Source organism: Pseudomonas sp. NPDC089392, assembly GCF_044749595.1.
Taxonomy (GTDB): domain Bacteria; phylum Pseudomonadota; class Gammaproteobacteria; order Pseudomonadales; family Pseudomonadaceae; genus Aquipseudomonas.
Genome location: NZ_JBIVIF010000006.1, coordinates 162,918 through 186,193, shown reverse-complemented (window position 1 = coordinate 186,193; position 23,276 = coordinate 162,918). Strand labels below are relative to the sequence as shown.

The window sequence follows — 23,276 nt, the reverse complement described above, 5'->3', positions numbered from 1 at the left end:
CGTAGGATGTATATGCTATTGCAAGGAGGGTGAACTTAAGATGAATGTCCGCTATTCCTGTGCTGTTATCTCGTTGATGTTTTGTCTACCGCTGGCGTTCGCAAACCCGGTACGGGATTGCCCTCGGATCGTGTCTAACGTGGAGCGTCTGGCGTGCTTTGATGAAGCAGCAAACACACCTGCCCATGCAGTAAAGCGGCAGTGGTCAACCCCTGAGCAAGAGGCGCCCAGCGTGCTACGGGTGATGGCAAATGAAACCGCGCGAGGCCCACATGACCTGACCTTTCTCGCCAGTGCCGGTGAAGAAGACTGGCGGACGCACGGGCTGGTGATATCAGCACCGGCAATTGCGTCGGCCGAGCCACGCTCGTACCTGGCAATCAGTTGCATAGAGAGCATCTCGAGACTGCAGTTGATTACCGGAAAACCTCTGGATGCGAGATGGGTAAAGGTTCGGTTACAGGGGATGGATGAATCGCCGATTGCAACGCCCTGGCAGGTAATGGAGAACGGCCAGGTGCTCGATGCCGGCCGAGGGCTGCCCGCCATCGAACAGATCAAGAAACTTATCGGAGCTCAGCGCATACAGTTGCTCAGCGACGACTCTGCGGTTGATGGCCTCATGTTCGATGCCCAGGGGCTGGACCTTTTGATCAGCAAGGCGCGTAGCACATGTCGCTGGTAACCGGGGGGCTGGAAAAGCAGCTCCACCGGCTGCTGATGCCGATTGATCCGGCTGTTCCGGCTGGCCTGTTTGATGTTGAAGATGAGACCTACCAAGCCATTGACCAGGAGATGGTCAAGCTGGGTGGGTTGCAGGAGGCTTCAATTGACTGGACCTACATTGAAGAGGCGTCCTGTCAGTACCTGGGCCAGCATTGCAAACACTTGCGGATCGCCGCGCATCTGAATGTCGCGTGGCTGCGCAGTGGTTGCTGGGAGCGCTGGGCAAGCAGCTTGGCCTTGTTGGCAGGCTTGATTGAGTGCTACTGGGAAACCGCTCATCCAAAACCTGGCCCTAAAGGTTTCCTGGGCAAGCGCAAGTTGGTTGGCCTTGTGCTCAAACGCTTGATCGAAGCGCTGCCGCGCCTTGACCGATTCACGTATGCCCCTGCCTATGCGGCCGCAGCGCAGGAAGCATTGCGGCGTCTGAACCAGCAACAGGCCTTCGCACAACTGGATATTGCTGCTCTGAGCGAACTGGGGCGCTTGCTGCCCAAACACACAGACCTGGCCATTGGTGTGGGCGAAGCTGCCGAGCCGGTTGCCAGCATCCAGCCTGCGCCGCTAGCTGATGTCATTGCCATGCCTGTGCCTCGGGTCTCGATTGGCAACGAACGCGAAACGCGGCGTGCCGTGTTGAGTATGGCCGAGCTCATCAATCAACAGGACCCTTACGACCCTACTGGCTACCAGTTACGCCGCTTCGGCCTGTGGGCCCATGTCCAGGCTGCGCCGGCCGCGAAGCAGCGGCACTGCACGGGGCTGATTGCGGTGCCGCCAGATGTTGTCGCGGGTTACGAGAATGCCGCATCTGGCACTTCGCTTGACGTTGCGTTACTGCACCGCATCGAGAAGAGCCTCACGGCAGCTCCTTACTGGATCCGGGGGAGTTTCCTGGCGGCAACTGTGGCGTCTCAGCTGGCGATGGCCGAAGTTAGCGAGGCCATACGCAGTACGACCGCACGGTTTGTTCAGCGCCTGCCTTCGTTGCAGCAACTGTGCTTCAGCGATGGCACGGCGTTCGTCGATGATCAATGCCTGGCGTGGCTTAAAGGCCGCCAGCAAATGGCTGAGCAGGGTGCTGTCTTTCAGGAGTTCCGCAGCCTGCGCGAGGAACTCATCGCGCAACTGGAGGGCGTTGGTGTCGAGCAGGTGCTGTTGAAGCTGCAGGGCATGCAAGGGGCGCTTCATTCGCCGCGTGAGCGCTCCCACACCACGCTTATCGCCGCTGACTTGCTGGCCGCCCGCGGCGTGTCCTGGTTGGCTCAGGACTTGTGCGCCGCAATAGCGCAAACGATGCAGCAAACCACTGCCGATGCCTGGGAGCCCGAGGTGTTCCAGCGGCTTCAGCAACACGCGATATCCACGGCATTGGCCGATCAGAACAAGGATCTGGAGCCCTGATGAATCCACTTTGGAAGCAACTCAAGCGCTGGGGTTTACCCTTGGCTAACCGTATTGGTCTGGCGATGCCGCTGCTGCTTGCACTTGGCGTCGTGCTGCTGCTTGTCGCCATCTGGTGGCTTGGTCCGCATTGGACGTGGCGTGAGCATCAACCACTGGCCAATGGCGCTTATCGAATTGTGGCGAGCCTGCTGCTTGTGCTGGTATCGCTGTCGTGTTGGCTGCTTGTGTTGCGCACACGCTTTCGCCGCCTTCAAAAAGAGCGCAAGCAGGCAGCTGCCGCTGAGCTGGATCGCACGTTGCCGTTCGTCGACGCGCAAGAGAAGGCGTTGAATCACGGGCTTGAATGCTTCTTCGACAATGCCGGCGGGCGCAGCGCGTTGTACCGATTGCCCTGGTATCTGGTGTTGGGCGACGAGCGTGCGGGCAAGACCAGCTTTATTGATCGCACCGACCAGAGCTTCTCTTTGACCCGCATCGACAGGGCCCAGGCGCGTGGTCGACAAGATGATGCGCTTGCCTACCCGGTGGGCTGGTGGGTCAGCAATGACGCGGTGATTATCGACACGCCCGGTGTTTTCATCAGCCAAGAGGTATCGGCGGGCGTGCTAGCTGAAAATACTGTAGAGCACGACCCGAACGTACCGCCCGGAACCCCGGCGAGGCTGTGGCATCACTTGTTGGGATGGCTGTTGCGCAATCGCAGCCAAAGAGCGCTCAACGGCTTGGTGCTGGTCATTGACCTGCCTGCGCTGCTGCATGGTACGCCCGAGCAACGTATCGCACTGGCTCATGTCTTGCGCACGCGTTTGTATGAGGTAAGTAGCCAGCTAGGTGCGCGTCTGCCACTGTATGTCGTGTTGTCCAAGTTCGACCTGCTGGATGGTTTCGACCAGCTCTATAGCAAGCTTTCAGCCTCTGGACGGGAAAAACTGCTGGGCTTCACGTTTACCCTGGATACGGTCGATTCGTTCGATGCCTGGCTGGTCGAATACGGCGAACACTTCGATCGCTTGATCAGGATGCTATACGAGCAGGTCTTTGACCAACTCGATGGCTTGGGCAGTGCTCCACTCTGTGCACGCCTGTTCACCTTGCATGCGCAGCTGGCTGGGCTGCAGCCGATTTTGCTGAATTTTCTGCGTGAAACACTGGCGAGTGACCGTTTCACCACGCCTGCTTTGGTACGTGGCGTGTATTTCTCATCGGTCGTGCAGCAGGGTGACATGCTTAATGCATTCGTCCGCGAGGCGGCACAGCCTTACACGACAAAGCTACCCCTGCGTGAGGGCAAGGCACAGGGCAAGGCGTCGGCCTACTTCATCCAACAGGCGTTCAGGCGGGTTATCTACCAGGAAGTCGGGATTGCCGGGGACAACGTCCGGGTGGCTCGCAGCAAGCGCCAGTTACTTTGGGTCGGTTCTGGTGTTGGTGTGCTGGCGTTCTGTGTCGCCATTGCCAGTTGGCAACGTTACTTCGAAGTCAATGACACCAGGGCAACCACGGTACTTGCCAAGAGCCGCGAGTACAGCCATCACGAAGTGGAGCGGCGTCTGGACCCGACTGGACGCAACCTGTTGGAGCCATTGGACCAGATACGCGCTGCGGTGTCGGTCTTTGGCGACTATCGCGCTGCGTGGCCGGGCGTTGCTGATTTAGGGCTGTATCAGGGGCGCGCAATCGGCCCTCGCGTCGATGAGGCGTATCTGGATTTGCTCTCCAGACACTTCTTGCCGGCCTTGGCCAGCGGTGTAATCGATGCAATGAACGCCGCGCCCCCCGGCAGCGAGCAGCAAATGGCCGCACTCAGGGTGTACCGAATGCTGGAGAGCCGTCAGAACCGCCGGCCCGGTTGGGTCGAGGAGTGGATGGCCCAGCAGTGGCAACAGGCATTCCCGGGACAAGGGCAATTGCAACGCGACCTCATGCTGCACCTGAAATACGCCTTGGCCTATGCCGATACCGAATTGCCGCAGTACCAGCAGCGTGTCGCCGAAGTGCAGCAGGTATTACGCAAGGTACCGTTGCCGCAGCGGGTTTATGCTGGCCTCAAGCAGCAGGCCGAGGAACAGCTGCATGCCGGCCTTGACCTGCGCCATCAGGTGGGGCCAGCCTTCGATGTGGTGTACCAGTCGGCTTCCGGGTCCACCCAGGGCGATGACGGAATCCTGCTTGCCCCGATGCTCACCGCCAAAGGTTTCAAGGAGTACTTCGAGCCCCACAGCCAGCGCTTCGCTGAAATGGCAATGATTGACCAGTGGGCGCTGGGTGAACGTGGGCAACTCGAATACTCGGCTACCGACCGCGACGCGCTTGGCGAACGCCTGCGCAACCTGTACAGCGCCGATTACATTGATAGCTGGCGGCGTGCCTTGAATGCCTTTGCCGTGGCTGACTTCGGTGATCTGGACCACGGCGTGGCAATTTTGGAGCAGTTGATCGGGCCTGCCGCACCGATGCACCGGTTATTGGAGACGGTCAGAGAAAATACTGCGCTGTGGTCGCCAGCAGCAATCGAAATACCGGCTGAGGCTGATGCCCTGCGGCCAGTCAGCCGCAACCCCGAACACCCGCACGCCTTGGCCATCCAGCGTGCGTTTGCAGGATTGAGTGCCATGTTGCAGGCAGCAGGTGATAAGCCGAGCTATTACGATGAAACCCTCAGCGCGATGACTGCTGTTCACGACTATGCCAAGGCAGTGCAGGACAGCCCGGACCGTGGCAGGGCCGCTTTGCAAGCCGTGCACCAGCGCTTTTCGCTGACCGGGCACGACCCGATCGGCACCTTGCAGCGGGTCGCCACAGGTTTGCCGGAACCGCTCAACCATCAGGTCAGAAAAGTCGCAGACCAGACTGCGCAAGTATTGAACGTTGTAGCACTGCGTGAGTTGGAGCGCCGCTGGGATACCGAGGTTTACAGTTTCTTCCAGCAGCGTCTGGCGGGGCGTTACCCGTTCGTGGTGAGAGCGCCCGATGCTTCCCTGGACGATTTTGAAGCGTTCTTCGGGCCAAAGGGGCGGCTGCAACAGTTCCACGACCAGTACCTGAAGCTATTTCTGAAGGAAAACCTCGAAGCCCTGCAGGCCGGCCAGCAGGGGCAGTCGTTGATCCGCAGCGATGTGATCGAACAGCTGGAACTGGCAGACCGCATCCGCGAAACCTTCTTCGATCAGCGCGGCAACCTGAGTGTGCAGTTCAGCATCGAGCCGTTGGGGCTGAGTGCCAATCAACGCACCAGCCTGCTGGACCTGGATGGCCAGTTGATTTCCTATACCCATGGCCCGAGCCAGATCATCGGCATCATTTGGCCCAATACGCTGGGGCAGCATGTGCGCAGCAACCTGACATTGCTCAGGCAAAACGGCAACAGCAGCAGCCTGGAATACCGAGGACCATGGTCGATGTTCCGCCTGCTAAGCCGCGGCTCGCTCAACGGGCGAACGGCAACCAGCGTGGACCTGAGCTTCAAGACCGGTGATGGTGTCATGCGCTACCGGCTCAACGCAGAAAAGGCTTTCAACCCCATTACCCAGGAGCCTTTCAAAGGTTTCCGCTTGCCACGCGGTTTGCTGCAACAACCACCCAAGGTGGCGCAAGCGCGGCAGTCGGATGAACAACCTTTATGAAAACCAGGGACGGTAAAAGCACTGAGGAGCCTATAGACCACTCAACGCCTGGCCAGCCAGATACCCAAAGGTCATCCCCGGCCCCAAGGTAATACCGCCGCTCGGATAGTGCCCGCCCATCACGCTGTGCATGTCGTTGCCCACCGCATACAGCCCGGGGATCGGCTGCGCCGCGTGGTCCAGCACGCGGGCCGAGGCATCCGTGCCCAGCCCGGCAAAGGTGCCGAGGCTGCCCGGCAGCACTTTCACCGCATGGAACGGCCCGTGCAGCAGAGGCCGCAGAGACGGATTGGGGGCGTGCAAAGGTTCGCCTTGGGCCCGGTTATAGGCCGATACACCACGCTGGAAGGCAGGGTCTTCACCCAGGGCAGCATGGTGGTTGAAGCCATCCACCGTGCGCTGCAACTGCGCGGAATCGATCCCGCAGCGCTGCGCCAGTTGCGCCAGGGTATCGCCGCTGTGCAAGTAGCCGCAGCGTTGATACAAGCGAGTAGGGAAGGGAAAGGGCTTGGCCCAACCGATGCCATAGCGGCGCTGCGCAGCCTGGTCGCAGATCAGCCAGGCCTGCGCCGGCTCACCCTGCGGTGTGGCGACGAACAGCGCGTTCATGAAGTCATGGTAGCAATCGGCTTCGTTGACGAAGCGCCGACCATCGCGGCGCACGGCGATGAAGCCGGGTTTGGCGCGGTCGAGCAAGTGCGGGAAATGACCGAAACTGCCATCGCGGCGCGGTACCCGCGAAACCGGTGCCCAGGCACCAGCATGTACCGCAGTCGTGGAAATCAGGCCACCGGCCTGTTCGCCCAGGCGCAGGCCGTCACCGCTGTTCTCCGTGGGCGCAGCAGAGTAATGCTGGTCACCGTCCGGCGCGTGCGGCATCAGTTGCGCGATACGCTGGCGGTCATGCGGGAAGCCACCGCAGGCCAGCACCACACCGCGGCGGGCATGAATCACCTGGCTATCGGCAAACAACGCGCCGCTGACCCGCCCTTCACCTAGCAGGCGAGTAGCGGGTTTGTCGGTTAGCAGCGTCACGCCAAGATCGAGCGCGCTACGCAGCAGGCGCGCCACCAGTGCATTGCCATTGACCAGTTGCTGGCCGCGACGGTGCAGCAACAGATCGCAACCATGGCGCAGCAGGCGCTTGCCGACATGCAGCGCCGCCTTGGGCGAGCGTGTGGCGTTGAAAAAGGCGGCCATGTCGGCACCGCCGGCGATGCCCATGCCCGCCAGGCTGACAATATCCAGCGGCGGGCGCAGCTTGTGCAGCCACGGCCCGAGCTGGCGCCCGTCGAATGGCAGTGCACACAGCGAACGGCCGCCAGGCGTGCTGCCGTCACCTTCACGCATGTCGGGCATGCGGCTGCCGGATTGGAACTGTACTGCGGTGTGTTGCTGGAAGAACGCCACCATTTCCGGGCCATGGCGCAGGAACGCGTGTTGACGCGGGTCCAGCTCGCTGGCGTGGGTTTGCGCGCGTAGGTAACGCTCTGGGGCATCGTCTGCTTCGACAATGCCTTCGGCGATGGCCAGTGGGTTGCGCGGTATCCACAACCAGCCCCCCGACCAGGCGCTGGTGCCACCCAGTTGGCTGGCTTTTTCCGCAACTATTACCTGCAGGCCGTGATGCGCGGCAGTAACGGCGGCAGCCAGCCCAGAGGCGCCGGAGCCGATGACGAGTACGTCACATTCGAGGGGGGGCATTGTGGGGTTCCGCTCAGGCGTTGAAAGTAGGTGTTACTGCAGCGGTGAAAAGCCGGTTGGCCGCATTAGCCGCGATTGCAGGCGCAGCACGGCGCCCAGTTCGCGGTTGCGCCGTGAAAACTCCGCCCAACGCGGGTCCGCCGCCATCGCTGCGCGACGTGCCATGCGCTCGTCGAGGCTGGTATAGCCCCAGATATGCACCACTTGGTTGACCTCGCCGAACTCGCTGGTGAAAAAGCCGACCAGGTTACCCAGGTGTTCGCTTTGCACTTCCAGCGCATGGCTTTGGTACAGGGCCAGCCAGTCGGCCATTTTCAGTGGGTCGAGGGTGTAGGTTCTCAGTTCGTAGTACATGCCGGGGTCTCCATGTGGTTGGCCGGCGCCTGCAGGCGCGCGGTGATGTGGTTGGCTGCGAGCCAGCCGAAGGTGAGGGCAGGGCCCAGGGTGATGCCGGGGCCTGGGTAGGTGCCCTTCATCAAAGAGTTCATGTCGTTGCCGACCGCATACAGCCCGGTAATCGGCTGGCCACTGCGGTTCAGCACGTTGGCGTCGGCGTTGGTTACCAGGCCGCAGGCCGAGCCGAGGTCGCCGGTATGGATGCGGATGGCGTAGAACGGCCCGCTGGCCAATGGCGCCAGGCACGGGTTGGGGGTGTGTTGCGGGTCGCCCATGTAGCGGTTGTAGCTGTTGCCGCCTTTGCCGAAGGCGCGGTCGATGCCGTTGCGCGCATCGGTGTTGAACTGCTCCAGGGTTTGCGCAAACACCTGTGGGTCGACGCCGATGGCCTGGGCCAGGGCTGCTGCATTTGCAGCCCGGTGCAGGTAGCCAGCGTCGATCAACGCCTGGTTGTTCACCGGCTTTGGCCGCGCCAGGCCCAGGCCATAGCGGTTCATCGCCTCGGCATCGCAAACCAGCCAACAGCTGGCAATGCCGTTGGCGAACATGGTTTGCACGAAGTGGTGGTAGGAGTTGGACTCGTTGACAAAGCGCCGCCCGCTCGGGTCCACCGCAATCACGCCCGGTTTGGCGCGGTCGGTTACCAGGTGCGGGAAGCGTTCACGCCCGCCACTGGCATGTTGCAGTTCGGAAACCGGCGCCCAGAAGAAGTTGGCGGCCAGGCCCTGGCCCTGAGCCGCCGCCACGGCCTGGCCAAGGCGCAGGGCGGCCCCGTCGTTGCTGGCGGGTGACATGGTCAGGTGCGGCGCTTGCTGGGTTGGCCGGTAGCCGGCGGCGAGCGCGCCTGCTGCGAAACCGCCCATGGCACATACCACACCACCACGGGCCAGTACCCGCTCACGGCGCCCCTCGTGCTGCACCACCACGCCTGTCACCACGCCGTGTTCGACGATCAGCTCCAGGGCCTCGCTGCGTAACCACAGCTGCGCACCCTGGGCAAAGGCGCTCGTGGCCAGGCGGGCGATCAGTGCGTTGCCGGTGGTAAGCCGGGTGCCTCGCGGGTGATACAGGCGGTCCCGTGCGTAACGTGCTATCAGCTTCAGGCAATGCCACAGCGACTTGGGCGAGTGGCGCATGCTGAGGAAATGCTGGATATCCACGCGGTTGACCATCATGCCGCCGAACAGCAGCATGCCGGGCGGTGGCATTTGCAGGTCCTTGAAACGTGGGCCGAGGTGCTTGCCGTCATACTCGACCATTTCCAGCGCCCGGCCAGACTGGGTGGCGCCTGGCGCGTCCGGGTAATAGTCCGGCGAGTGCGGGCGCAGGGCGTAGCGCAATTCGGTATGTTGCTCCAGCCAGCGCAGCGCCTGTTGGCCGTGCTCAATGAAGGCGTCGACCAGGGCAGGCTCGTAGCCGTCGCCGATGACATGCTTGAGGTAGGTGCGCATGGCCTCGGGGGTGTCCTTGGCCCCGGCGGCGCGGGCTTGCTCGGTGCCATAAAGCCACACCGCACCGCCAGAAATCGCCGAAGTGCCGCCAAAGTGCTCAGCCTTTTCCACCACCAGCACCTTCAGCCCGCGCCGCGCCGCCGTGGCAGCGGTGGCAAAGCCGCCGGCACCGCTGCCCAGCACCACCAGGTCAAAGCTGTGTTGTGTCTGTTCGAGAGTTGCCATGGCCTCAGATCTCCAGCGGCGTGACGCCCATGAAGGCGCCGAGGTAGCCCAGTTGGGCGAAGGCCATTTCCGGGCCGGTCTGGATCGCACAGCCGACCTGCCTTGCCCGGTTCAGCAGGGGGGTGATCTCGGGCGAGGTGACCACATCGGCGACCAGGGTATCGGGCTGCAGGGTGGCGATCAGGGCAGCAGGCAGTGGCAGCTCTGCGTTCGTCCCCATGCCGACGGGGGAGGCGTTGGCCACCAGGTCGAAGTCTTCCAGGCCATTGAACTGTGTGCTGATGACAAGCCCGGGGAAGGCACTGCCGAGCAGTTCGCACACAGCGCCCATGCGCGCTGTGCTGGGGTCGCTGAGGGTGATGCTGGAGATACCGGCCTCGCCCAGCGCATAGGCGATGGCACTGCCGACGCCGCCACAACCGACTACCAACGCCCGCTTGCCCGCCGGCTCGAAGCCATGTTTGCGCGCAGCGCCGAGGAAGCCGGCGCCGTCCACATTGTCACCCAGCAATCGCCCGTCGAGTTCGCGGCGGATGACATTCACCGAGCCCAGGGCAGCTGCGCGTTGGCTCAGGCCGTCCAGGCAGCTGGCCAGCGCCTGCTTGTACGGTACGGTGACCACGCAACCGCGCAGGTTCTGCCAGCCGCGCAGGGTGTCGGAAAAGGTATCCAGCGCCGCCTCCTGCAAGTCGATGGGCAGCATGGCGAGGTTGCGGTTGTTGTTGGCGAACCAGGTGTTGAAGTTTTCCGGGGACTTCACCTGGGCGATGGGCGAACCGACGATGGCGACCAGTTCAGTGGAACCACGAATCATGCTGACCTCCTTATTGGCGTTGTTGTGGAGGCAAGAGTGATGCAGGCAGGCGTGAGCAACAATGCGCTTACTGGCTGTGTAGTGCGATAATCGCATCATTGATCCGGTTATCGCAGTAATCGGTTGTTTTACTCCCTGCTTGCGAGTCGAATACATGAATACGCCTGCCATCCACCCCCGTGACCTGATTGCCGGCTTGCAGAAAGGCCTGGCGCTGATGCAGCTGTTCAGCACCGAGCAACCACGCCTGAGCGTGCCGCAGGCGGCCAGGTTGTCTGGCCTTACCCCCAGTGCCGCACGGCGCTTTCTGCTGACCTTGGTGCACGAGGGCTTTGCCGAAACCGACAGCCGCGAGTACTGGCTGACGCCCAAGGCCTTGCGCCTTGGCCAGGCGTATGTCGACTCGGCGCAGTTGCCGCGCATGCTGCGGCCCATCGTCGAGCAGGTGGCGCGACAGACCCAGGAGCACGTGTCGGTGGGGACCCGCGATGGTGACGAGATCATTCACCTGGTGCGCAGCCGCTACAGCCATGTGGCCTCGTTGTCGATTCGGCCGGGTTCGCGGGTGCCGATGTATTGCACCGCTGGCGGGCGGGTTTGGCTGGCCTGGCTGGATGAGGGGGAACGGGATGACTATTTCGCCCGCAACCCGCTACGGGCGTTGACGCCTTACACGCTGACGGATCGGGTGCAGTTGGGGGCGGAGTTGCTGCGGGTGAAGGGGCAGGGGTTCTGCATCGTGGACCAGGAATATGAAATTGGTATGCGCGTGCTGGGCGTGCCGCTGCTGGACCGCGCTGGACGGTTGAAGGCGACGCTGACCATCACGACCCATGCGTCGCGGTTGAGTGTTGATGAAATACGCTTGCGCTATTTGCCGACATTGTATGAGGCGCAGGCATTGCTGCGGCCTGTGCTGGATTGAGGCGCCACGCAGCCGAAGCCGGTGCAGTGTTTTGTAGGAGCGGCCTTGTGTCGCGATAGGGCTGCGAAGCAGCCCCGGCAATTTATGCGTCTGCGCTGAAAACCGGGGGCTGCTTCGCAGCCCTATCGCGACACAAGGCCGCTCCTACAACTGACTGTGTTAGCCGACAGCAAATTTCTATTTGGCGCCAGCCACCGCCAACTCAGCCTGTTCCCGCTGGCGCTTGCGGCCAATGACCAGTACCAGCACCCCGGCCAGGGTACACAGCGCTGCCAATGGCATCAGTGCCAGGGCGTAGCTGCCGGTGGCGTCATGAATGGCGCCATACGCGTTGACCATCAAGCCCCCGCCAATCAGGTTGGCCATGGCCCCCACGGCGGCCAGGCCGGCAGCCGCGGTGGACGATGACAGCCAGCCGGACACCAGCGCCCAGAACGGCCCTTTCATCGAGTAGGCACCCACCAGCACCATGGTCAACATCACCACCGTCGCTGGCAGCGAAGAGGTGAACAAGGTCATCAGCAGGCCGGCGGCAATCAGCAGCATGGTCATCGCCGTGTGCCAGCGGCGCTCACCGGTGCGGTCGGAGCTGCGCCCCCAGATGATCATCAGCACCGAGGCAATACCGTAGGGGATGGCATTGACCAGGCCGATCTCCATGGCGCTGAGGCCAAAGGTTTTCAGCAGTTGCGGGGCCCACACGCTCATGGTGCTGCCGGCTGCGGAGGCACCGGAGTAGATCACTGCCAGCAGCCAGATGTCCTTGTGGCGCAGCAGCTTCCACAGCGAGATATGGCCGATGGCGGTTTTTTTCGCGGCCTCGTCGGCCAGGCGCCGGGTCAGCCAGCTACGTTGCTCGTCGGTCAGCCACTTGGCCTGCTCGGGGCGGTCGGTGAGCACGAACAGGCAGGCGATGCCCAGCAGCACGGCCGGGATGCCCTCAAGGATGAACAGCCAGTGCCAGCCGCGCATGCCCATCCAGCCATCCAGGCTCAGCAGCAGGCCGGACAGGGGCGAGCCAATGAAATTGGCCGCCGGGATCGCCACCATGAAGATGGCCACCATGCGTGCACGGTAGGCCGACGGCAGCCAGTAGGTAAGGTACAGCAACACCCCGGGGAAGAAGCCGGCTTCGGCGGCGCCGAGCAGGAAACGCATGACGTACAGCGAGTTGGCGCCCTGGACGAAGGCAGTGGCGGCGGAGATCAGCCCCCAGGTGACCATGATGCGGGCGATCCACAGGCGTGCGCCGTACCGCTGCATGGCCAGGTTGCTGGGCACTTCGACCAGGAAGTAGGCAAAGAAGAACAGGCTGCTGGCAAAACCGAACACCTTGGCCGACAGGGCCAGGTCTTCATTCATTTGCAGGGAGGCCATGCCGATGTTGCCGCGGTCGATGATCGCGATCAGGTAACAGACGATCAGGAACGGTAGCAGGCGCCAGGCGACGCGGCGCATGGTGCTGCGCTCGAGCTCATCCGGCAGGGAGGTAGCTGAATTCATGGTGCTCTCCACTTGTTGTTGTTCTGGAGTGATGTGCTGTGATGGCGCCCTTTCATGTGGGAAAGGGCGCGCAACGGCGCGGTCAGCAATCGATCAGGTGGCGGTTGACCACGCAGCGTGGGTCCAGTGCCTTGCCTGCCCAGGCATCGAGAACCTGGCCTAGGGCAATCAGCCCCACCCGGTCTCGCGCCTCACTGGTATTGGCGCCAACATGGGGTGTGGCGACCAGCGTCGGCAGGCCCCACAGCGGGCTGTCGGTGGGCGGTGGCTCGGGGTTGAAGGTGTCCAGGCCGGCACCGGCAATCTTGCGTTCGCTCAGGGCCTGGACCAGGGCGCCGGTGTCAATCAGCTCGCCACGGGCGGTGTTGATCAGGATGCAACCGGGGCGCATGCGGGCGAACTGGGCGGCGCCGAGCAGGTTGTGATTGGTCTCGGTCAGTGGGCAGTGCAGGCTGATGATATCGCTTTCGGCCAGCAGGCGATCGAAATCTTCTTCGCGCTGCACATGGGCGCGCTCGGGCAGTTGCTTGAGGTAGGGGTCGTACACCTTGACCTGCATGCGCAGCGGCGCCACCAGCTCCATGAGGATGCTGCCGATCGCGCCAAGCCCGACCAGGCCCAGGGTTTTACCGGCCAGCTCGATGCCGTTGGCCTCGCTCTTGTCCCAGTGCCCGTCACGCATGCGCGCATCCAGCAGGGCGGTTTGCCGGGCCACGCTGAACATCAGGGCAAACGCGTGTTCAGCCACGGACTGGGCGTTGGCGCCAGTCGCGATGCACACGGGGACGCCGTGCTCGGCAGCAGCCTGGATGTCGATGGTGTTGAAGCCGACGCCGTGCTTGGCAATCACCTTGAGCTTGGCAGAGGCCTCGATCATGCCGCGGGTCAGTTGGCCCTGGCGAACGATGATCGCATCAGGTTGCTCACTGCGGATGATGGCTTGCAGCTCGTCAGCCGGCAGGTAAGGGGTGGTCGGAATCACCCGCACGCCATGCTCGGCAGCAAGGCGCATGGCCTCGTCTGCGAGTGCGGGGCCGGTAAGCAGCAGGGTTCGGGACATCGTCAGTACCTTGTTCTTGTCGAGGGGCGCAGTCGATCGTGTGACGGCGATGGTGAAAACCCTATCAGAATGAAACGGCGTTGCAAGAAAATATTTTAGTCATCTTATCGTGATGCCTTTTCATCAAATAAGAGGTTAAAAAATTGATTGCAACCATAAAAATGCAATGCCATTCTAAAAAACACATATCGACAGCCGTCGATGGCATCCAATAACACCAAGAGAGGTATGTCACATGAGCATTGGTTTCCAGGTGCTTGAGCGCGCACGCAAGGTTGGGCCGGAATGGGTCGGCAGGTACCGCGAAGTGCCGGTGGCGAACGTCAGCGACTCGATGAACCGCATGACGGCGGGCGGTGCCCGCTTGCGCCCGATGCACCGTGAAGGCGTGCTGGCAGGCCCGGCGCTGACCGTAAAGGCCCGCCCCGGTGACAACCTGATGCTGCATTACGCCATCGACATCGCCCAACCCGGGGATGTGATCGTGGTCGATGCCGGCGGCGACCTGAGCAATGCCCTGATCGGCGAAATGATGGTGGCCTATGCGGTCAAGCGCGGTGTGGCCGGTATCGTCATCAACGGCGCCATTCGTGATGCGGCCAACATTGGCGCGGGCGACTTCCCGATGTTCGCCGCTGGCGTGTCGCACCGCGGCCCGTACAAGGACGGCCCTGGCGAGATCAACGTGCCGATTGCCATTGATGGTATGGTGATCGAGCCCGGCGACCTGGTCATCGGCGACGATGATGGCCTGCTGTGCGTGCCCTACGACCATGTTGCCGAGGTGTATGAGCGGGCCACTGCCAAGCACGCTGCCGAGACGGCGCAAATGGAACAGATTGCCCAAGGCACCAACGACCGCTCCTGGGTCGTGGCGTCGCTGAAGAACAAAGGTTGCCTGCTGCCAGGCTGACCCCGCCTGCACTGCGCACCTGGAGAAGGGGTGCGCAGCCGAGGCTGGATCGGCCATGGGCGCATTCATTGAGGATTCGCATACTTGTCCGGTTCATCTTCATCCGCGCGCAGGCAGTGGCCTACCGCCGTGCGTGCGCTTGCCTACCGCAATTTCCAGATTTACTTCGCCGGCCAAGGCGTCTCTACACTGGGCAAATGGGTGCAGCAGGTTGCGTTGGCCTGGCTGGCCTATCACCTGACGGGCTCGGCGGTATTGCTGGGCTTGATTACCTTCCTGTCGTTGGCCCCGCAGTTGCTGATTGGCCCGCTGGCCGGTGCCTGGATCGACCGCCACGACAAGCGTCGCCTGCTGATCGCGGTGCAATGCGTGCTGGTATTGCAATCACTGGGCATGGCCTTCGCCACACTGGCGGGCTGGATGAACGGGGTGAGCATTGCCGCGTTGGCCCTGCTGCTTGGCGTACTCAATGCCTTGGAAACACCGCTGCGCCAGGCCCTGATCGGCAGCTTCGTCGATGACCCGGCAGACTTGCCCAATGCCTTGGTGCTCAATGCCATGCTGATCAACGCCGCGCGCTTTGTCGGCCCACCACTGGCAGGCGCGTTGATTACCTTCGCGGGGGAGGCGGCCTGCTTTGGGCTGACCGCGTTTGCCTTCCTGGCGTTGCTGGGCGGTTTGCTCAAGGTGCGTGGCACGGTCATGCCCAAGGCTGCCGGCTCGACTGCCCAGGTGTTCCGTGAAGGCCTGGCCTACATGTGGCAGACCCGCACAGTGCGGCAATTGCTGATCAATGTGATCCTGGTCAACCTGTTGGCATCGTGTTACGCCGCGCTACTGCCGATTCTGGCCAAGAGCGTGTATGCGGGCGATGCCCGTGTGCTGGGCTGGTTGTGGGGCGCGGCGGGGGCGGGTGCCTTTATTGCAACACTGCTGCTCGCGGTGGCGGGGGCATTGCCACGCTTGCGGCAATTTACCGATGCGGGGGCGCTATTGTGCGCGGTGGCGCTGGTCGGGTTGTGGTTGGCCGGTGCATTGCCGTCGGCGCTGCTGGCCCTGGCGCTGCTGGGGTTTGCTATCACCCTGAGCAATGTGAGTACCAACATGCAGCTGCAGAGCGGCGCGCCCAGCCAGTTGCGAGGGCGGGTGATCGCTTTCTACATTGCCATGCGTTTTGGTTTTGAAGCATTGGGTGGGATGGCAGCCGGCTTGATCGCGGCCCGTTATGGCGCACCGGTTACCTTGGGCATTGCTGGCGGGGTGTTGGGTGTGGGGTTGCTGAGCCTGCTCATTCCACGCTGGCGTGGGCGGTGCAGCAACTGACGCATTCGCGGGTAAACCCGCTCCCACAGGTACAGCGCCAACTTCAGGTATGGGGTGTCCCTGTGGGGAACATTCAGATTCTTGCAGGTTTGCTCGCTGGCGCGGCGTTATCGGATAATGCTCGCTTCAGCCCTCGCCAAGTACGAGGGCGCCAATAACATGAGGTCTTACTGATGGTGAAGGCGCGGCCGCGTCCAGCGGTGAATGGGGTGGCTTCGGCTGACCGTGTGTTGACCGTGCTCAGCGCATTTCGTATCGGCGATGCAGCGTTGAGCCTGGTGGAACTGGTCGAGCGCACCGGGCTGATCAAAAGCACGATCATGCGCTTGATGGTGTCGCTGGAAGACCACGGGTTCATTACCCGCATGGCCGACGGCCGCTACCAGTTGGCCAGCGAGGTCATGCGCCTGAACGCGGTGTACCAGGAGGCCCTGGACCTGGAGCGGCATGTGATGCCGCGCCTGCAGTTTCTGGCCGAGCAAACCGGCGAGACTGCCTCGTTCTATGTGCGCCATGGCGCGTACCGCATGTGCCAGTACCGGGTCAATTCGTCCCACCGCCTGCGCCTCAACCTGCAGCCCGGTGACATGCGCCCGATGGATGAGGCCGCAGGCGCCCAGGCTTTGCGCGCGCCCTTCGATACCGGCATCGCCCTGGAAAAACCCTATTACTCCTGCGGTGCGACCGACCCGCATGCGGCCTCGATGGCGTTGCCCGTGTATGGCGCGCAGCATGAACTGATGGGGGCATTGGTCATTTCCGGCCCTGCCAGCCGGCTTACCGAAGAGTACGCGCTAAGCCTGCGCCAGCAGTTTTTCGACACGGCCCGCGACCTGATGCGCAGCCTGGGTTACAAGCCAGCCGATAGCGAGCGCGTGTCAGCGGATTGAACCGGTGCGGCCGCGCAGGCTTTTCAGGTTTCAAGACAGTCGTACTCGCAGCCTGGCTTACTGCCGCGACATCGCCGGATCGGCTAACGCGGCCCCTTGGAGGAGCGGCCTTGTGTCGCGAAAGGGCTGCGCAGCAGCCCCGGCAATTTGTGCATCTGCGCTGAAACCCTGGGGCTGCTTCGCGGCCCTTTCGCGACACAAGGCCGCTCTACAGGGGCCGAGCAGGCAAGCCAGTTGCACGCATTCCATCAGAACAGGTTGAGCGGGTATTCGGTAATCACCCGCACCTCATCGATCTGCCCGCCGCGGTCCGGGCTGCGGTAGCTGGCCTGGCGCACGCGGAACGACAGGTCCCGGGCCATACCGGCCTGTACCACGTAACGTATTTCGACATCGCGTTCCCAGGCCTTGCCATCCAGGTCGCCGCCGGTGCCGTTCTTGAAGTCGGTGCCTTTCACATAACGGGTCATGAAGCTCAGACCCGGCACGCCATAACTGGCCATGTTCAGGTCATAGCGGGCCTGCCAGGACTTCTCGTTCTCGTAGTCGAAGTCCGAATACTGTACCGAGTTGGCGAAGTTGTAGACCGCGTTGCCGTCTGGCCCGTACACGTAGTCGCCGGTGCCGGACACTTTCTGGTAGGCCAGGGTGAAGGCATGTGCACCCAGCGTCCAGGTGCCACCCAGGCTCCAGATGCGGTTGTCCAGCTCGCCACTGCGAGCCTGGCCGATGCTTTGCGTGTCGTAGGCGTTGAAGTCCAGCTTCAGCGACTGGCTGGCACTCAGGGGCAGCAGGTAGCGGGTATTCACGTAGTACTTGCGAAAGTGTTCGGCAGTCTTGGCGTAGTACAGGCTGCTGGAAAGCCGCTCGTTGAAGCTGTACACGCCGCCAATGTAGTCCACGGCGGTCATGCGCCCGCTGTCGCGGGACGACTGGTTGCGGTTGGTCAGGCCGGTGAAGTGGCCGGCGTCCAGTTGCAGGTCGCGGATTTCCTTGCTGGTGAGCGAGAAACCGTCGACGGTTTCCGGCAGCAGGCGGCTGTCGGAGGTGGCCAGAACCGGTACCGCCATCACCTGTGTGCCGTATTTGAGTACCGTGTTTGAGGCCCGCACCTTCAGCGCGGCGCCAGCCTTGCTGATGTCTTGCTTGGCGCCGTGGCTGTCCTGCTCCAGCAGGCCAGTGCCACCCCCGGTGCGGCCGTCGCCGGTGTCGAGCTTGAATGCGTACAGGCCGATCAGGTCGAGGCCAAAGCTCACGGTGCCCTGGGTGAAACCAGAATGAAAGGTGCCAATGAAGCCCTGGGCCCATTCCTCGCCATAGTTCTGCCGCGCGCCGCTGGCGCGGTTGTCACGCTGCATGTACATGTTGCGTGCCTTGATCGACAGCTTGCTGCCTGCGATGAAACCCGTCGACTCCGATTGCTCGCTGGCCTGTAGCAAGGGGCTGGCGGAAGACGCCAGCAAGAGGGCTGTTACACCGAGTGTGTTGATGCTCATTTCATGCTCCGGTTGCTTGTTCTAGTTAGGTGGCAGCGTGACGCAAGAGGGTGCCCGAGCCGTTTTGCAGGCGCGCAGAAGCCCTGTCCGCGCCTGTGCAGGGCAGAGCGACTGTGTGGTTAGCGGTGGCTCAAGCGGGGGTTGTGCCCGCCTGCCGGCACGCCAGGTGCCGGCAGGGGGCCAGGGGGCCTCGGCTTATCGCTCGATCTGGCGATTCCAGCGGGCGTTCCATTCCGGGCGCTGGGTGTTGACCTGGTCCCAGTCGATGGTCACCGCCGTTTGCAGGTAGGTCTGCATGGCTTCGACCTGGCCACGGGTCTTGTCGCTTGTCGGGGTGTTGGGGTTGGATGGGATCTGGTCGCCCAGCTCCAGGGCCGGTGCTTGAGCCTCGGGGCTGAGCAAAAACTCGGCAAGCTTCTGCGCCAGTTCGGGCTGGTCGTTGTTGGCGGTGACGCACTCGGCCTGGTTGAGCACCACGGCGCCTTCCTTGGGCGCGGCATATTCCACCGGGATGCCCTTGAGCTTCAGTGCCGTCACCTGGGTAGGGGTGAGCGGGAACAGCGCAGCTTCGTCGGTTTGCACCATCTCCGACAGCTTGGCCGAGTTGGGAATGTATTCCAGCACGTTCGGGCCAACGTTTTTCTGCCAGGCGGTGAAGCCCGGGTTGACGTCGGTATCGCTGCCGCCGTGCAGGCGGTTGTACATCAGGAAACCGTGCAGGCCGAAGGTGGACGAGGCCATCGACTGGAACACCACCTTGTCCTTGAAACGCGAGTCGGCCAGGTCGTTCCACGAGGTGGGTGCTGCCCAACCTTTTTCCTTGAACAGCCGGCTGTTGTAGGCAAGCCCGGTCACGCCCAGGCTGACTGCGGCGGCCTTGTCCTTGATCAGGGCCTTTTCCGGCAGTTGGGCCAGCATCGGGTTGGGCTTGAGCGTGCTGCACAGGCCCATGCCGATGGCGCGGTACATGATGCCGTCATCCAGCACCATCACATGGATCGACGGCTTGTTCGGCGTAGCCTGGACCTTGGCCAGGATGTCGGCCGAGGTGCCGGGGACGATCACCACCTTCACCCCGTTGGCCTGCTCGAATTTTGGCAGAATATTGTCGCTGAACAGCCGCTCCATGGTGCCGCCGTTCATGCCCAGGTACAACGTGGGTTGGGCCATGGCGGGCAGGCAGGCGAACAGGCCGGGCACGGTGCAGAACAGGGCGAGCAAACGTTGCTTGTGCGTCATGACAGGTTTTCCTTGTGGTGGTTGGGCTGGAAACGGTTGATGGAAAAGGCCGCCAGGCTGATGGCCGGCGCGCCGTGCAGGATGCACTGCGCCAGTGCTTCGCCAGCCGCCGGGCCAATCTGGAAGCCGGCGCCGGCAAAACCAAAGCCATGCAGCAGGCCGGGTTGGCGCAGGCTGGGGCCGAGCACCGGTTCGTCATCTGGCAGGTAGCCTTCGGTGCCGCTCCAGGTGCGGATGGCCTGTGCGCCGGCCAATGCCGGGTACAGCTCGGTAGCGTTGCGCAGGATGTCGAGCGCCGCAGCCTGGCCAGGGCGTGCGGTGGTCGGGGTCAGGGCAAAGCCGCGCCCGCCGCCCAGCACGCAGTTGCCGCGCGCCACCTGGCGGGCGTAGATGCCGCCGCCTTCGACCCCGGTGCTGGCGGTCATGAACAGTGGCAGTGGCTCAGTGACCAGCATGGCCGGGTGGGCTGCGGTCAGCGGTACCGGCTCACCGTATTGCTCGGCCAATTGCGCCGACCAGGCGCCGGCGCAGTTCAACAGCCAGGGGGCCTTGAAACACTGGCCGCTGCTGGTACGCACATTGAAGCGCTGGCCGTCGTGGCCGACCGCCAGTACGTTGCACTGCTCGTGCACTTGGGCGCCGCTGTGCCGGGCCGCTTGGGCGAATGCCGGTGACACCAGCCGTGGGTTGGCGTGGCCGTCCTCAGGGCAATACGAGGCCCCGACGGCAATATCACCCACCCACGGGAAACGCTGACGCAGTTCGCGACGCTCCAGCAGTTGCAGGCGCAGGTCGAAGGCCTGGGTGCGCCGGGCATAGGCTTTCAAAGCGTCGAAGTCGGTGTCGCTGCGTGCCAGTTTCAGGTGGCCGCTGCGGGCGTATTCGCCGTCAATGCCGATCCATTCGCACAACTGACCCCAGATGACATGGGCGCGCATCGACAACGGTAGCTGGGCCAGCGAGCGGCCCTGGCGGCGCACGCCGCCGTAGTTCACCCCGCTGGAGTGCGACCCACAGAAGTCGCGCTCCAGCAGCGCCACCTGCTGGCCAGCGCGGGCCAGGGTCAGGGCAGCGCTGCTGCCGACGATGCCGCCGCCGACGATGATGGCGTCCACTTCGATCAGCGTCATGGCTTGATCTCCAGGCCGAAGGGCAGAGGTTTGATCGGCGCCTGGCCGCGCAGGCGGCCGACCTGGTCAATCGGGCGGCCGCTTTCGCAGGCGATCAGTTCGGCGGCAGCGGTGCCGCATACACGGCCCTGGCAACGGCCCATGCCGACCCGGCACATGGCCTTGACTCGGTTGATTTCCCAGTGCCCGGCGCGCACGTTGGCGCGAATTTCGCCGGCGCTGATCTGCTCGCAGCGGCATACCGTGAGCGAGTCCGGGGCCTGCCGGGCCCAGTCCTCGGGGAACGGGAAGGCCTGCTCCAGGCCTTGGCGAAAACGCTGCAGGGTGGCCAGGCGCTTTTCCAGTTGCTGCTGGCGTGGTGGGTTGCCAGGCTTGCCGAGGTCGGCCAGCAGCGTCAGGGCGGCCAGTTCGCCGGTCATTTCGGCGCCTTCGGCACCGAGGATACCGGCGCCGTCGCCTGCCAGGTATACACCGGGGCTGCTGGCCCGGCCCTGGGCGTCACGTACCGGCAGCCAGGCGCGGTTGAGGGTGTTCCAGGCGAACTGGCAGCCCAGCAGGTCGGCCAGCTGGGTTTCACTGCGCAGCGCGTGGGCGAACGCCACCGCGTCACACGGCAGGGAGTGTTGCTGGCCATTGTGCGACCAGCGCACGCCGCTGGCGCGTTGCTCGCCGTCGATACCCAGCAGGGCCACGCCCTGGTGTACCGGCACGCCTTTGGCGGCCAGCCAGGCGCGGTAGTAGAGGCCCTTGGCAAAGGTGCCCGGCTGTAGCAGCAGGCGTGGCAGGGCGCGTACCTGGGCCCTGAAAGGTGAGGTATCGAGCACTGCGCTGACCGTGGCACCCGCCTTGGCGTACTGGTAGGCCACCAGGTACAGCAGGGGCCCGCTGCCAGCCAGCACCACCCGCTCACCGATGGCGCAGCCCTGGAACTTCAGGGCGATCTGCGCGGCGCCCAAGGTAAACACCCCAGGCAGGGTCCAGCCGGGGACTGGCAACACGCGGTCGGTGGCGCCGGTGGCGACGATCACCCGGTCGAACGCCAGGCGGTCGGCCAACTGGCCCTGTTGCAGGGTGTCCAGCACCTGTTGCTCGGCGTTCCACACCAGGGTTTCCGGCCGGTAGTCGATCTGCCCGCGCAGTTGCTCAAGGGTACTGTGCAGGGCTTGCGCCTTGCCCGCCTCGAAACCGTACAACGCTTTGGCCGTCCGGCGAAAGTTGGCCGGTTGCTGGCGGTAGATCTGCCCGCCGCCGCGGCTGGCTTCGTCCAGCAGCACCGGGCGTACGCCGTGGGCCACCAGGGTTTGCGCGGCGCGGATGCCGGCCGGGCCGGCACCGATGATCACGACTGCGCTCATGGCCGGCGCCCCAGGTCGCGGGTCACGCACTGGCCCGGTTCAAGAAAGGTCGAGCAGGCGCGTACCCGGCGGCCGTCCTGCAGGCGTACCCAGCAGTCCTGGCAGGCACCCATCAGGCAGAAGCCAGCGCGTGGTTCGGCGTTGAAGTCGCTGCCGCGCAGGTGCGCGGCATTGGTCAGGATGGCGGTCAGCAGGGTGTCGCCGTTCATGCCCTGGGCTGGTTGGCCGTCGAGCAGGAAGGGCAATGGCTCGCGGTCGTGTTCGGCCACGCGCTTGAACAGGGGCATAGGGGCATTCCTTGTCATTGTTTGCCCACCAGCACGCGGTCCAGGCCGTACACCCGGTCCAGGGCGACCATGGTCATGGCGGTGACGGCGATCACCAGTGCCGAGACGGCGGCCATCATCGGGTCGATGGACTCGGTGGCGTACACGTACATACGCACTGGCAGGGTCTGGGTGGCGGGCGAGGTGACGAAGATCGACAGGGTCACTTCGTCGAAGCTGTTAATGAATGCCAGCAGCCAGCCCCCGGCCACTCCCGGCAGAATCATCGGCAGGGTGACCTTGCAGAACAGCGTGACCCGGCCGGCGCCCAGGCTTTGTGCGGCCTGTTCGGCGCTGCGGTCGATGCCGATGGCCGCAGCCAGCACCAGGCGCAGCACATAGGGGGTGATCACCACCACATGGGCGAACACCAGCCAGGCGAAGCTGCCATTGACCCCCAGCAGGGCGAATAGCCGCAGCAGGGCCACACCCAGCACCAGGTGCGGGATGATGATCGGCGACAGCAGCAGGCCGTTGAGAAAACCCTGGCCAGGGAAGCTGTAGCGGGTCAGCGCCAGGCCCGCCGGCACGGCGAGCAGGGTGGCCAACGAGGCCGCCAGGGCCGCGAGTTTCAGGCTGTTGTAGAACGCATCGAGGAAGTCGGCACGCTCGAACACGGCGCTGAACCAGCGCAACGAGAAGCCGGCAGTGGGCAGGCTCAGGGTGTTTTCCGGGGTGAATGCCACCAGGCACACCACCACCAGCGGGGCGAGCATGAACAGCATCACCAGGGCGTGAAAGGACAGGGCCAGCGGGCCGTTACGGGTCATCGG

General features: G+C 63.5%; 19 protein-coding genes. 7 read left to right on the top strand and 12 right to left on the bottom strand.

Annotation, left to right across the window (positions count from 1 at the left end; translation table 11 throughout):
• Nucleotides 1-40: 40 nt before the first annotated feature.
• Genes vasI through tssM form a run of 3 tightly spaced genes read left to right on the top strand, consistent with a single transcriptional unit; the run spans nucleotide 41 to nucleotide 5,753 of the window.
• Entirely contained in the window at nucleotides 41-685 is a 645-nt protein-coding gene (gene vasI, locus ACIP1G_RS08755) for a type VI secretion system-associated protein VasI (RefSeq protein WP_400735532.1), read from the top strand.
• Nucleotides 673-2,127: a type VI secretion system protein TssA gene (gene tssA / locus ACIP1G_RS08750; RefSeq protein ID WP_400735530.1), complete on the top strand. Its 1,455-nt coding sequence runs from the start codon at nucleotides 673-675 to the stop codon at nucleotides 2,125-2,127. The genes vasI and tssA overlap by 13 nt, the downstream gene beginning before the upstream one ends.
• Nucleotides 2,127-5,753, top strand: coding sequence for a type VI secretion system membrane subunit TssM (gene tssM / locus ACIP1G_RS08745; RefSeq protein WP_400735528.1), 3,627 nt, complete (start codon nucleotides 2,127-2,129; stop codon nucleotides 5,751-5,753). The genes tssA and tssM overlap by 1 nt, the downstream gene beginning before the upstream one ends.
• A 30-nt stretch (nucleotides 5,754-5,783) precedes the next feature.
• On the opposite strand, the gene ACIP1G_RS08740 is transcribed toward tssM, so the two are convergent.
• From ACIP1G_RS08740 to ACIP1G_RS08725, 4 genes are read right to left on the bottom strand one after another with little or no spacing between them, the layout of a single operon-like run.
• Complete coding sequence (locus tag ACIP1G_RS08740; protein ID WP_400735527.1) at nucleotides 5,784-7,457, bottom strand: FAD-dependent oxidoreductase; 1,674 nt, start codon at nucleotides 7,455-7,457, stop codon at nucleotides 5,784-5,786.
• 33 nt (nucleotides 7,458-7,490) lie between these two features.
• On the bottom strand, nucleotides 7,491-7,811 hold the full coding sequence (locus tag ACIP1G_RS08735; protein ID WP_400735525.1) for an NIPSNAP family protein: 321 nt from the start codon (nucleotides 7,809-7,811) through the stop codon (nucleotides 7,491-7,493).
• The gene (locus tag ACIP1G_RS08730; RefSeq protein ID WP_400735523.1) at nucleotides 7,796-9,529 is read right to left on the bottom strand and encodes an FAD-dependent oxidoreductase; all 1,734 of its coding nucleotides are present in this window, start codon (nucleotides 9,527-9,529) and stop codon (nucleotides 7,796-7,798) included. Before ACIP1G_RS08730 ends, ACIP1G_RS08735 begins: the two co-directional genes overlap by 16 nt.
• 4 nt (nucleotides 9,530-9,533) lie before the next feature.
• On the bottom strand, nucleotides 9,534-10,343 hold the full coding sequence (locus tag ACIP1G_RS08725) for a shikimate dehydrogenase family protein (RefSeq protein ID WP_400735521.1): 810 nt from the start codon (nucleotides 10,341-10,343) through the stop codon (nucleotides 9,534-9,536).
• A gap of 154 nt (nucleotides 10,344-10,497) precedes the next feature.
• Between ACIP1G_RS08725 and ACIP1G_RS08720 the strand changes: the two genes are divergently transcribed.
• Nucleotides 10,498-11,268 (top strand): IclR family transcriptional regulator, encoded by a 771-nt coding sequence (locus ACIP1G_RS08720; RefSeq protein WP_400735519.1) that lies wholly within the window; start codon nucleotides 10,498-10,500, stop codon nucleotides 11,266-11,268.
• Between the two features lie 177 nt (nucleotides 11,269-11,445).
• Here the strand turns inward: ACIP1G_RS08720 and ACIP1G_RS08715 are convergent, their stop codons facing one another.
• Nucleotides 11,446-12,771, bottom strand: a complete 1,326-nt coding sequence (locus tag ACIP1G_RS08715; protein WP_400735517.1) for an MFS transporter — start codon at nucleotides 12,769-12,771, stop codon at nucleotides 11,446-11,448.
• Between the two features lie 82 nt (nucleotides 12,772-12,853).
• The gene (locus ACIP1G_RS08710) at nucleotides 12,854-13,831 is read right to left on the bottom strand and encodes a hydroxyacid dehydrogenase (protein WP_400735515.1); all 978 of its coding nucleotides are present in this window, start codon (nucleotides 13,829-13,831) and stop codon (nucleotides 12,854-12,856) included.
• 235 nt (nucleotides 13,832-14,066) lie between these two features.
• Between ACIP1G_RS08710 and ACIP1G_RS08705 the strand changes: the two genes are divergently transcribed.
• The 3 genes from ACIP1G_RS08705 (at nucleotide 14,067) to ACIP1G_RS08695 (ending at nucleotide 16,957) form a co-directional block, all read left to right on the top strand.
• Nucleotides 14,067-14,744 carry an RraA family protein gene (locus ACIP1G_RS08705; RefSeq protein WP_400735514.1) on the top strand — a complete coding sequence of 226 codons (678 nt, stop codon included), beginning with the start codon at nucleotides 14,067-14,069 and terminating at the stop codon, nucleotides 14,742-14,744.
• A 129-nt stretch (nucleotides 14,745-14,873) separates the two neighbouring features.
• The gene (locus ACIP1G_RS08700; RefSeq protein WP_400735512.1) at nucleotides 14,874-16,067 is read left to right on the top strand and encodes an MFS transporter; all 1,194 of its coding nucleotides are present in this window, start codon (nucleotides 14,874-14,876) and stop codon (nucleotides 16,065-16,067) included.
• A 173-nt stretch (nucleotides 16,068-16,240) separates the two neighbouring features.
• Complete coding sequence (locus ACIP1G_RS08695) at nucleotides 16,241-16,957, top strand: IclR family transcriptional regulator (protein WP_400735510.1); 717 nt, start codon at nucleotides 16,241-16,243, stop codon at nucleotides 16,955-16,957.
• A gap of 248 nt (nucleotides 16,958-17,205) precedes the next feature.
• On the opposite strand, the gene ACIP1G_RS08690 is transcribed toward ACIP1G_RS08695, so the two are convergent.
• The 6 genes from ACIP1G_RS08690 to ACIP1G_RS08665 all read right to left on the bottom strand — a co-directional run bounded on the left by ACIP1G_RS08690 (nucleotide 17,206) and on the right by ACIP1G_RS08665 (nucleotide 23,273).
• On the bottom strand, nucleotides 17,206-18,453 hold the full coding sequence (locus ACIP1G_RS08690) for an OprD family porin (RefSeq protein ID WP_400735508.1): 1,248 nt from the start codon (nucleotides 18,451-18,453) through the stop codon (nucleotides 17,206-17,208).
• Between the two features lie 195 nt (nucleotides 18,454-18,648).
• Complete coding sequence (locus ACIP1G_RS08685; protein ID WP_400735506.1) at nucleotides 18,649-19,692, bottom strand: polyamine ABC transporter substrate-binding protein; 1,044 nt, start codon at nucleotides 19,690-19,692, stop codon at nucleotides 18,649-18,651.
• Nucleotides 19,689-20,822, bottom strand: coding sequence for an NAD(P)/FAD-dependent oxidoreductase (locus tag ACIP1G_RS08680; RefSeq protein ID WP_400735504.1), 1,134 nt, complete (start codon nucleotides 20,820-20,822; stop codon nucleotides 19,689-19,691). Before ACIP1G_RS08680 ends, ACIP1G_RS08685 begins: the two co-directional genes overlap by 4 nt.
• Nucleotides 20,819-22,177, bottom strand: a complete 1,359-nt coding sequence (locus ACIP1G_RS08675; protein ID WP_400735502.1) for an FAD-dependent oxidoreductase — start codon at nucleotides 22,175-22,177, stop codon at nucleotides 20,819-20,821. The genes ACIP1G_RS08680 and ACIP1G_RS08675 overlap by 4 nt, the downstream gene beginning before the upstream one ends.
• Complete coding sequence (locus ACIP1G_RS08670; RefSeq protein WP_400735500.1) at nucleotides 22,174-22,464, bottom strand: (2Fe-2S)-binding protein; 291 nt, start codon at nucleotides 22,462-22,464, stop codon at nucleotides 22,174-22,176. Before ACIP1G_RS08670 ends, ACIP1G_RS08675 begins: the two co-directional genes overlap by 4 nt.
• Before the next feature lie 14 nt (nucleotides 22,465-22,478).
• On the bottom strand, nucleotides 22,479-23,273 hold the full coding sequence (locus ACIP1G_RS08665) for an ABC transporter permease (RefSeq protein WP_400735498.1): 795 nt from the start codon (nucleotides 23,271-23,273) through the stop codon (nucleotides 22,479-22,481).
• Nucleotides 23,274-23,276 lie beyond the last annotated feature (3 nt).

Excerpts from the sequence above, each read along its gene's own strand:
- vasI (WP_400735532.1), top strand. The coding sequence starts at position 41 with ATGAATGTCCGCTATTCCTGTGCTGTTATCTCGTTGATGTTTTGTCTA.
- tssA (WP_400735530.1), top strand. The coding sequence starts at position 673 with ATGTCGCTGGTAACCGGGGGGCTGGAAAAGCAGCTCCACCGGCTGCTG.
- tssM (WP_400735528.1), top strand. The coding sequence starts at position 2,127 with ATGAATCCACTTTGGAAGCAACTCAAGCGCTGGGGTTTACCCTTGGCT.
- ACIP1G_RS08740 (WP_400735527.1), bottom strand. The coding sequence starts at position 7,457 with ATGCCCCCCCTCGAATGTGACGTACTCGTCATCGGCTCCGGCGCCTCT.
- ACIP1G_RS08735 (WP_400735525.1), bottom strand. The coding sequence starts at position 7,811 with ATGTACTACGAACTGAGAACCTACACCCTCGACCCACTGAAAATGGCC.
- ACIP1G_RS08730 (WP_400735523.1), bottom strand. The coding sequence starts at position 9,529 with ATGGCAACTCTCGAACAGACACAACACAGCTTTGACCTGGTGGTGCTG.
- ACIP1G_RS08725 (WP_400735521.1), bottom strand. The coding sequence starts at position 10,343 with ATGATTCGTGGTTCCACTGAACTGGTCGCCATCGTCGGTTCGCCCATC.
- ACIP1G_RS08720 (WP_400735519.1), top strand. The coding sequence starts at position 10,498 with ATGAATACGCCTGCCATCCACCCCCGTGACCTGATTGCCGGCTTGCAG.
- ACIP1G_RS08715 (WP_400735517.1), bottom strand. The coding sequence starts at position 12,771 with ATGAATTCAGCTACCTCCCTGCCGGATGAGCTCGAGCGCAGCACCATG.
- ACIP1G_RS08710 (WP_400735515.1), bottom strand. The coding sequence starts at position 13,831 with ATGTCCCGAACCCTGCTGCTTACCGGCCCCGCACTCGCAGACGAGGCC.
- ACIP1G_RS08705 (WP_400735514.1), top strand. The coding sequence starts at position 14,067 with ATGAGCATTGGTTTCCAGGTGCTTGAGCGCGCACGCAAGGTTGGGCCG.
- ACIP1G_RS08695 (WP_400735510.1), top strand. The coding sequence starts at position 16,241 with ATGGTGAAGGCGCGGCCGCGTCCAGCGGTGAATGGGGTGGCTTCGGCT.
- ACIP1G_RS08690 (WP_400735508.1), bottom strand. The coding sequence starts at position 18,453 with ATGAGCATCAACACACTCGGTGTAACAGCCCTCTTGCTGGCGTCTTCC.
- ACIP1G_RS08685 (WP_400735506.1), bottom strand. The coding sequence starts at position 19,692 with ATGACGCACAAGCAACGTTTGCTCGCCCTGTTCTGCACCGTGCCCGGC.
- ACIP1G_RS08680 (WP_400735504.1), bottom strand. The coding sequence starts at position 20,822 with ATGACGCTGATCGAAGTGGACGCCATCATCGTCGGCGGCGGCATCGTC.
- ACIP1G_RS08675 (WP_400735502.1), bottom strand. The coding sequence starts at position 22,177 with ATGAGCGCAGTCGTGATCATCGGTGCCGGCCCGGCCGGCATCCGCGCC.
- ACIP1G_RS08670 (WP_400735500.1), bottom strand. The coding sequence starts at position 22,464 with ATGCCCCTGTTCAAGCGCGTGGCCGAACACGACCGCGAGCCATTGCCC.
- ACIP1G_RS08665 (WP_400735498.1), bottom strand. The coding sequence starts at position 23,273 with ATGACCCGTAACGGCCCGCTGGCCCTGTCCTTTCACGCCCTGGTGATG.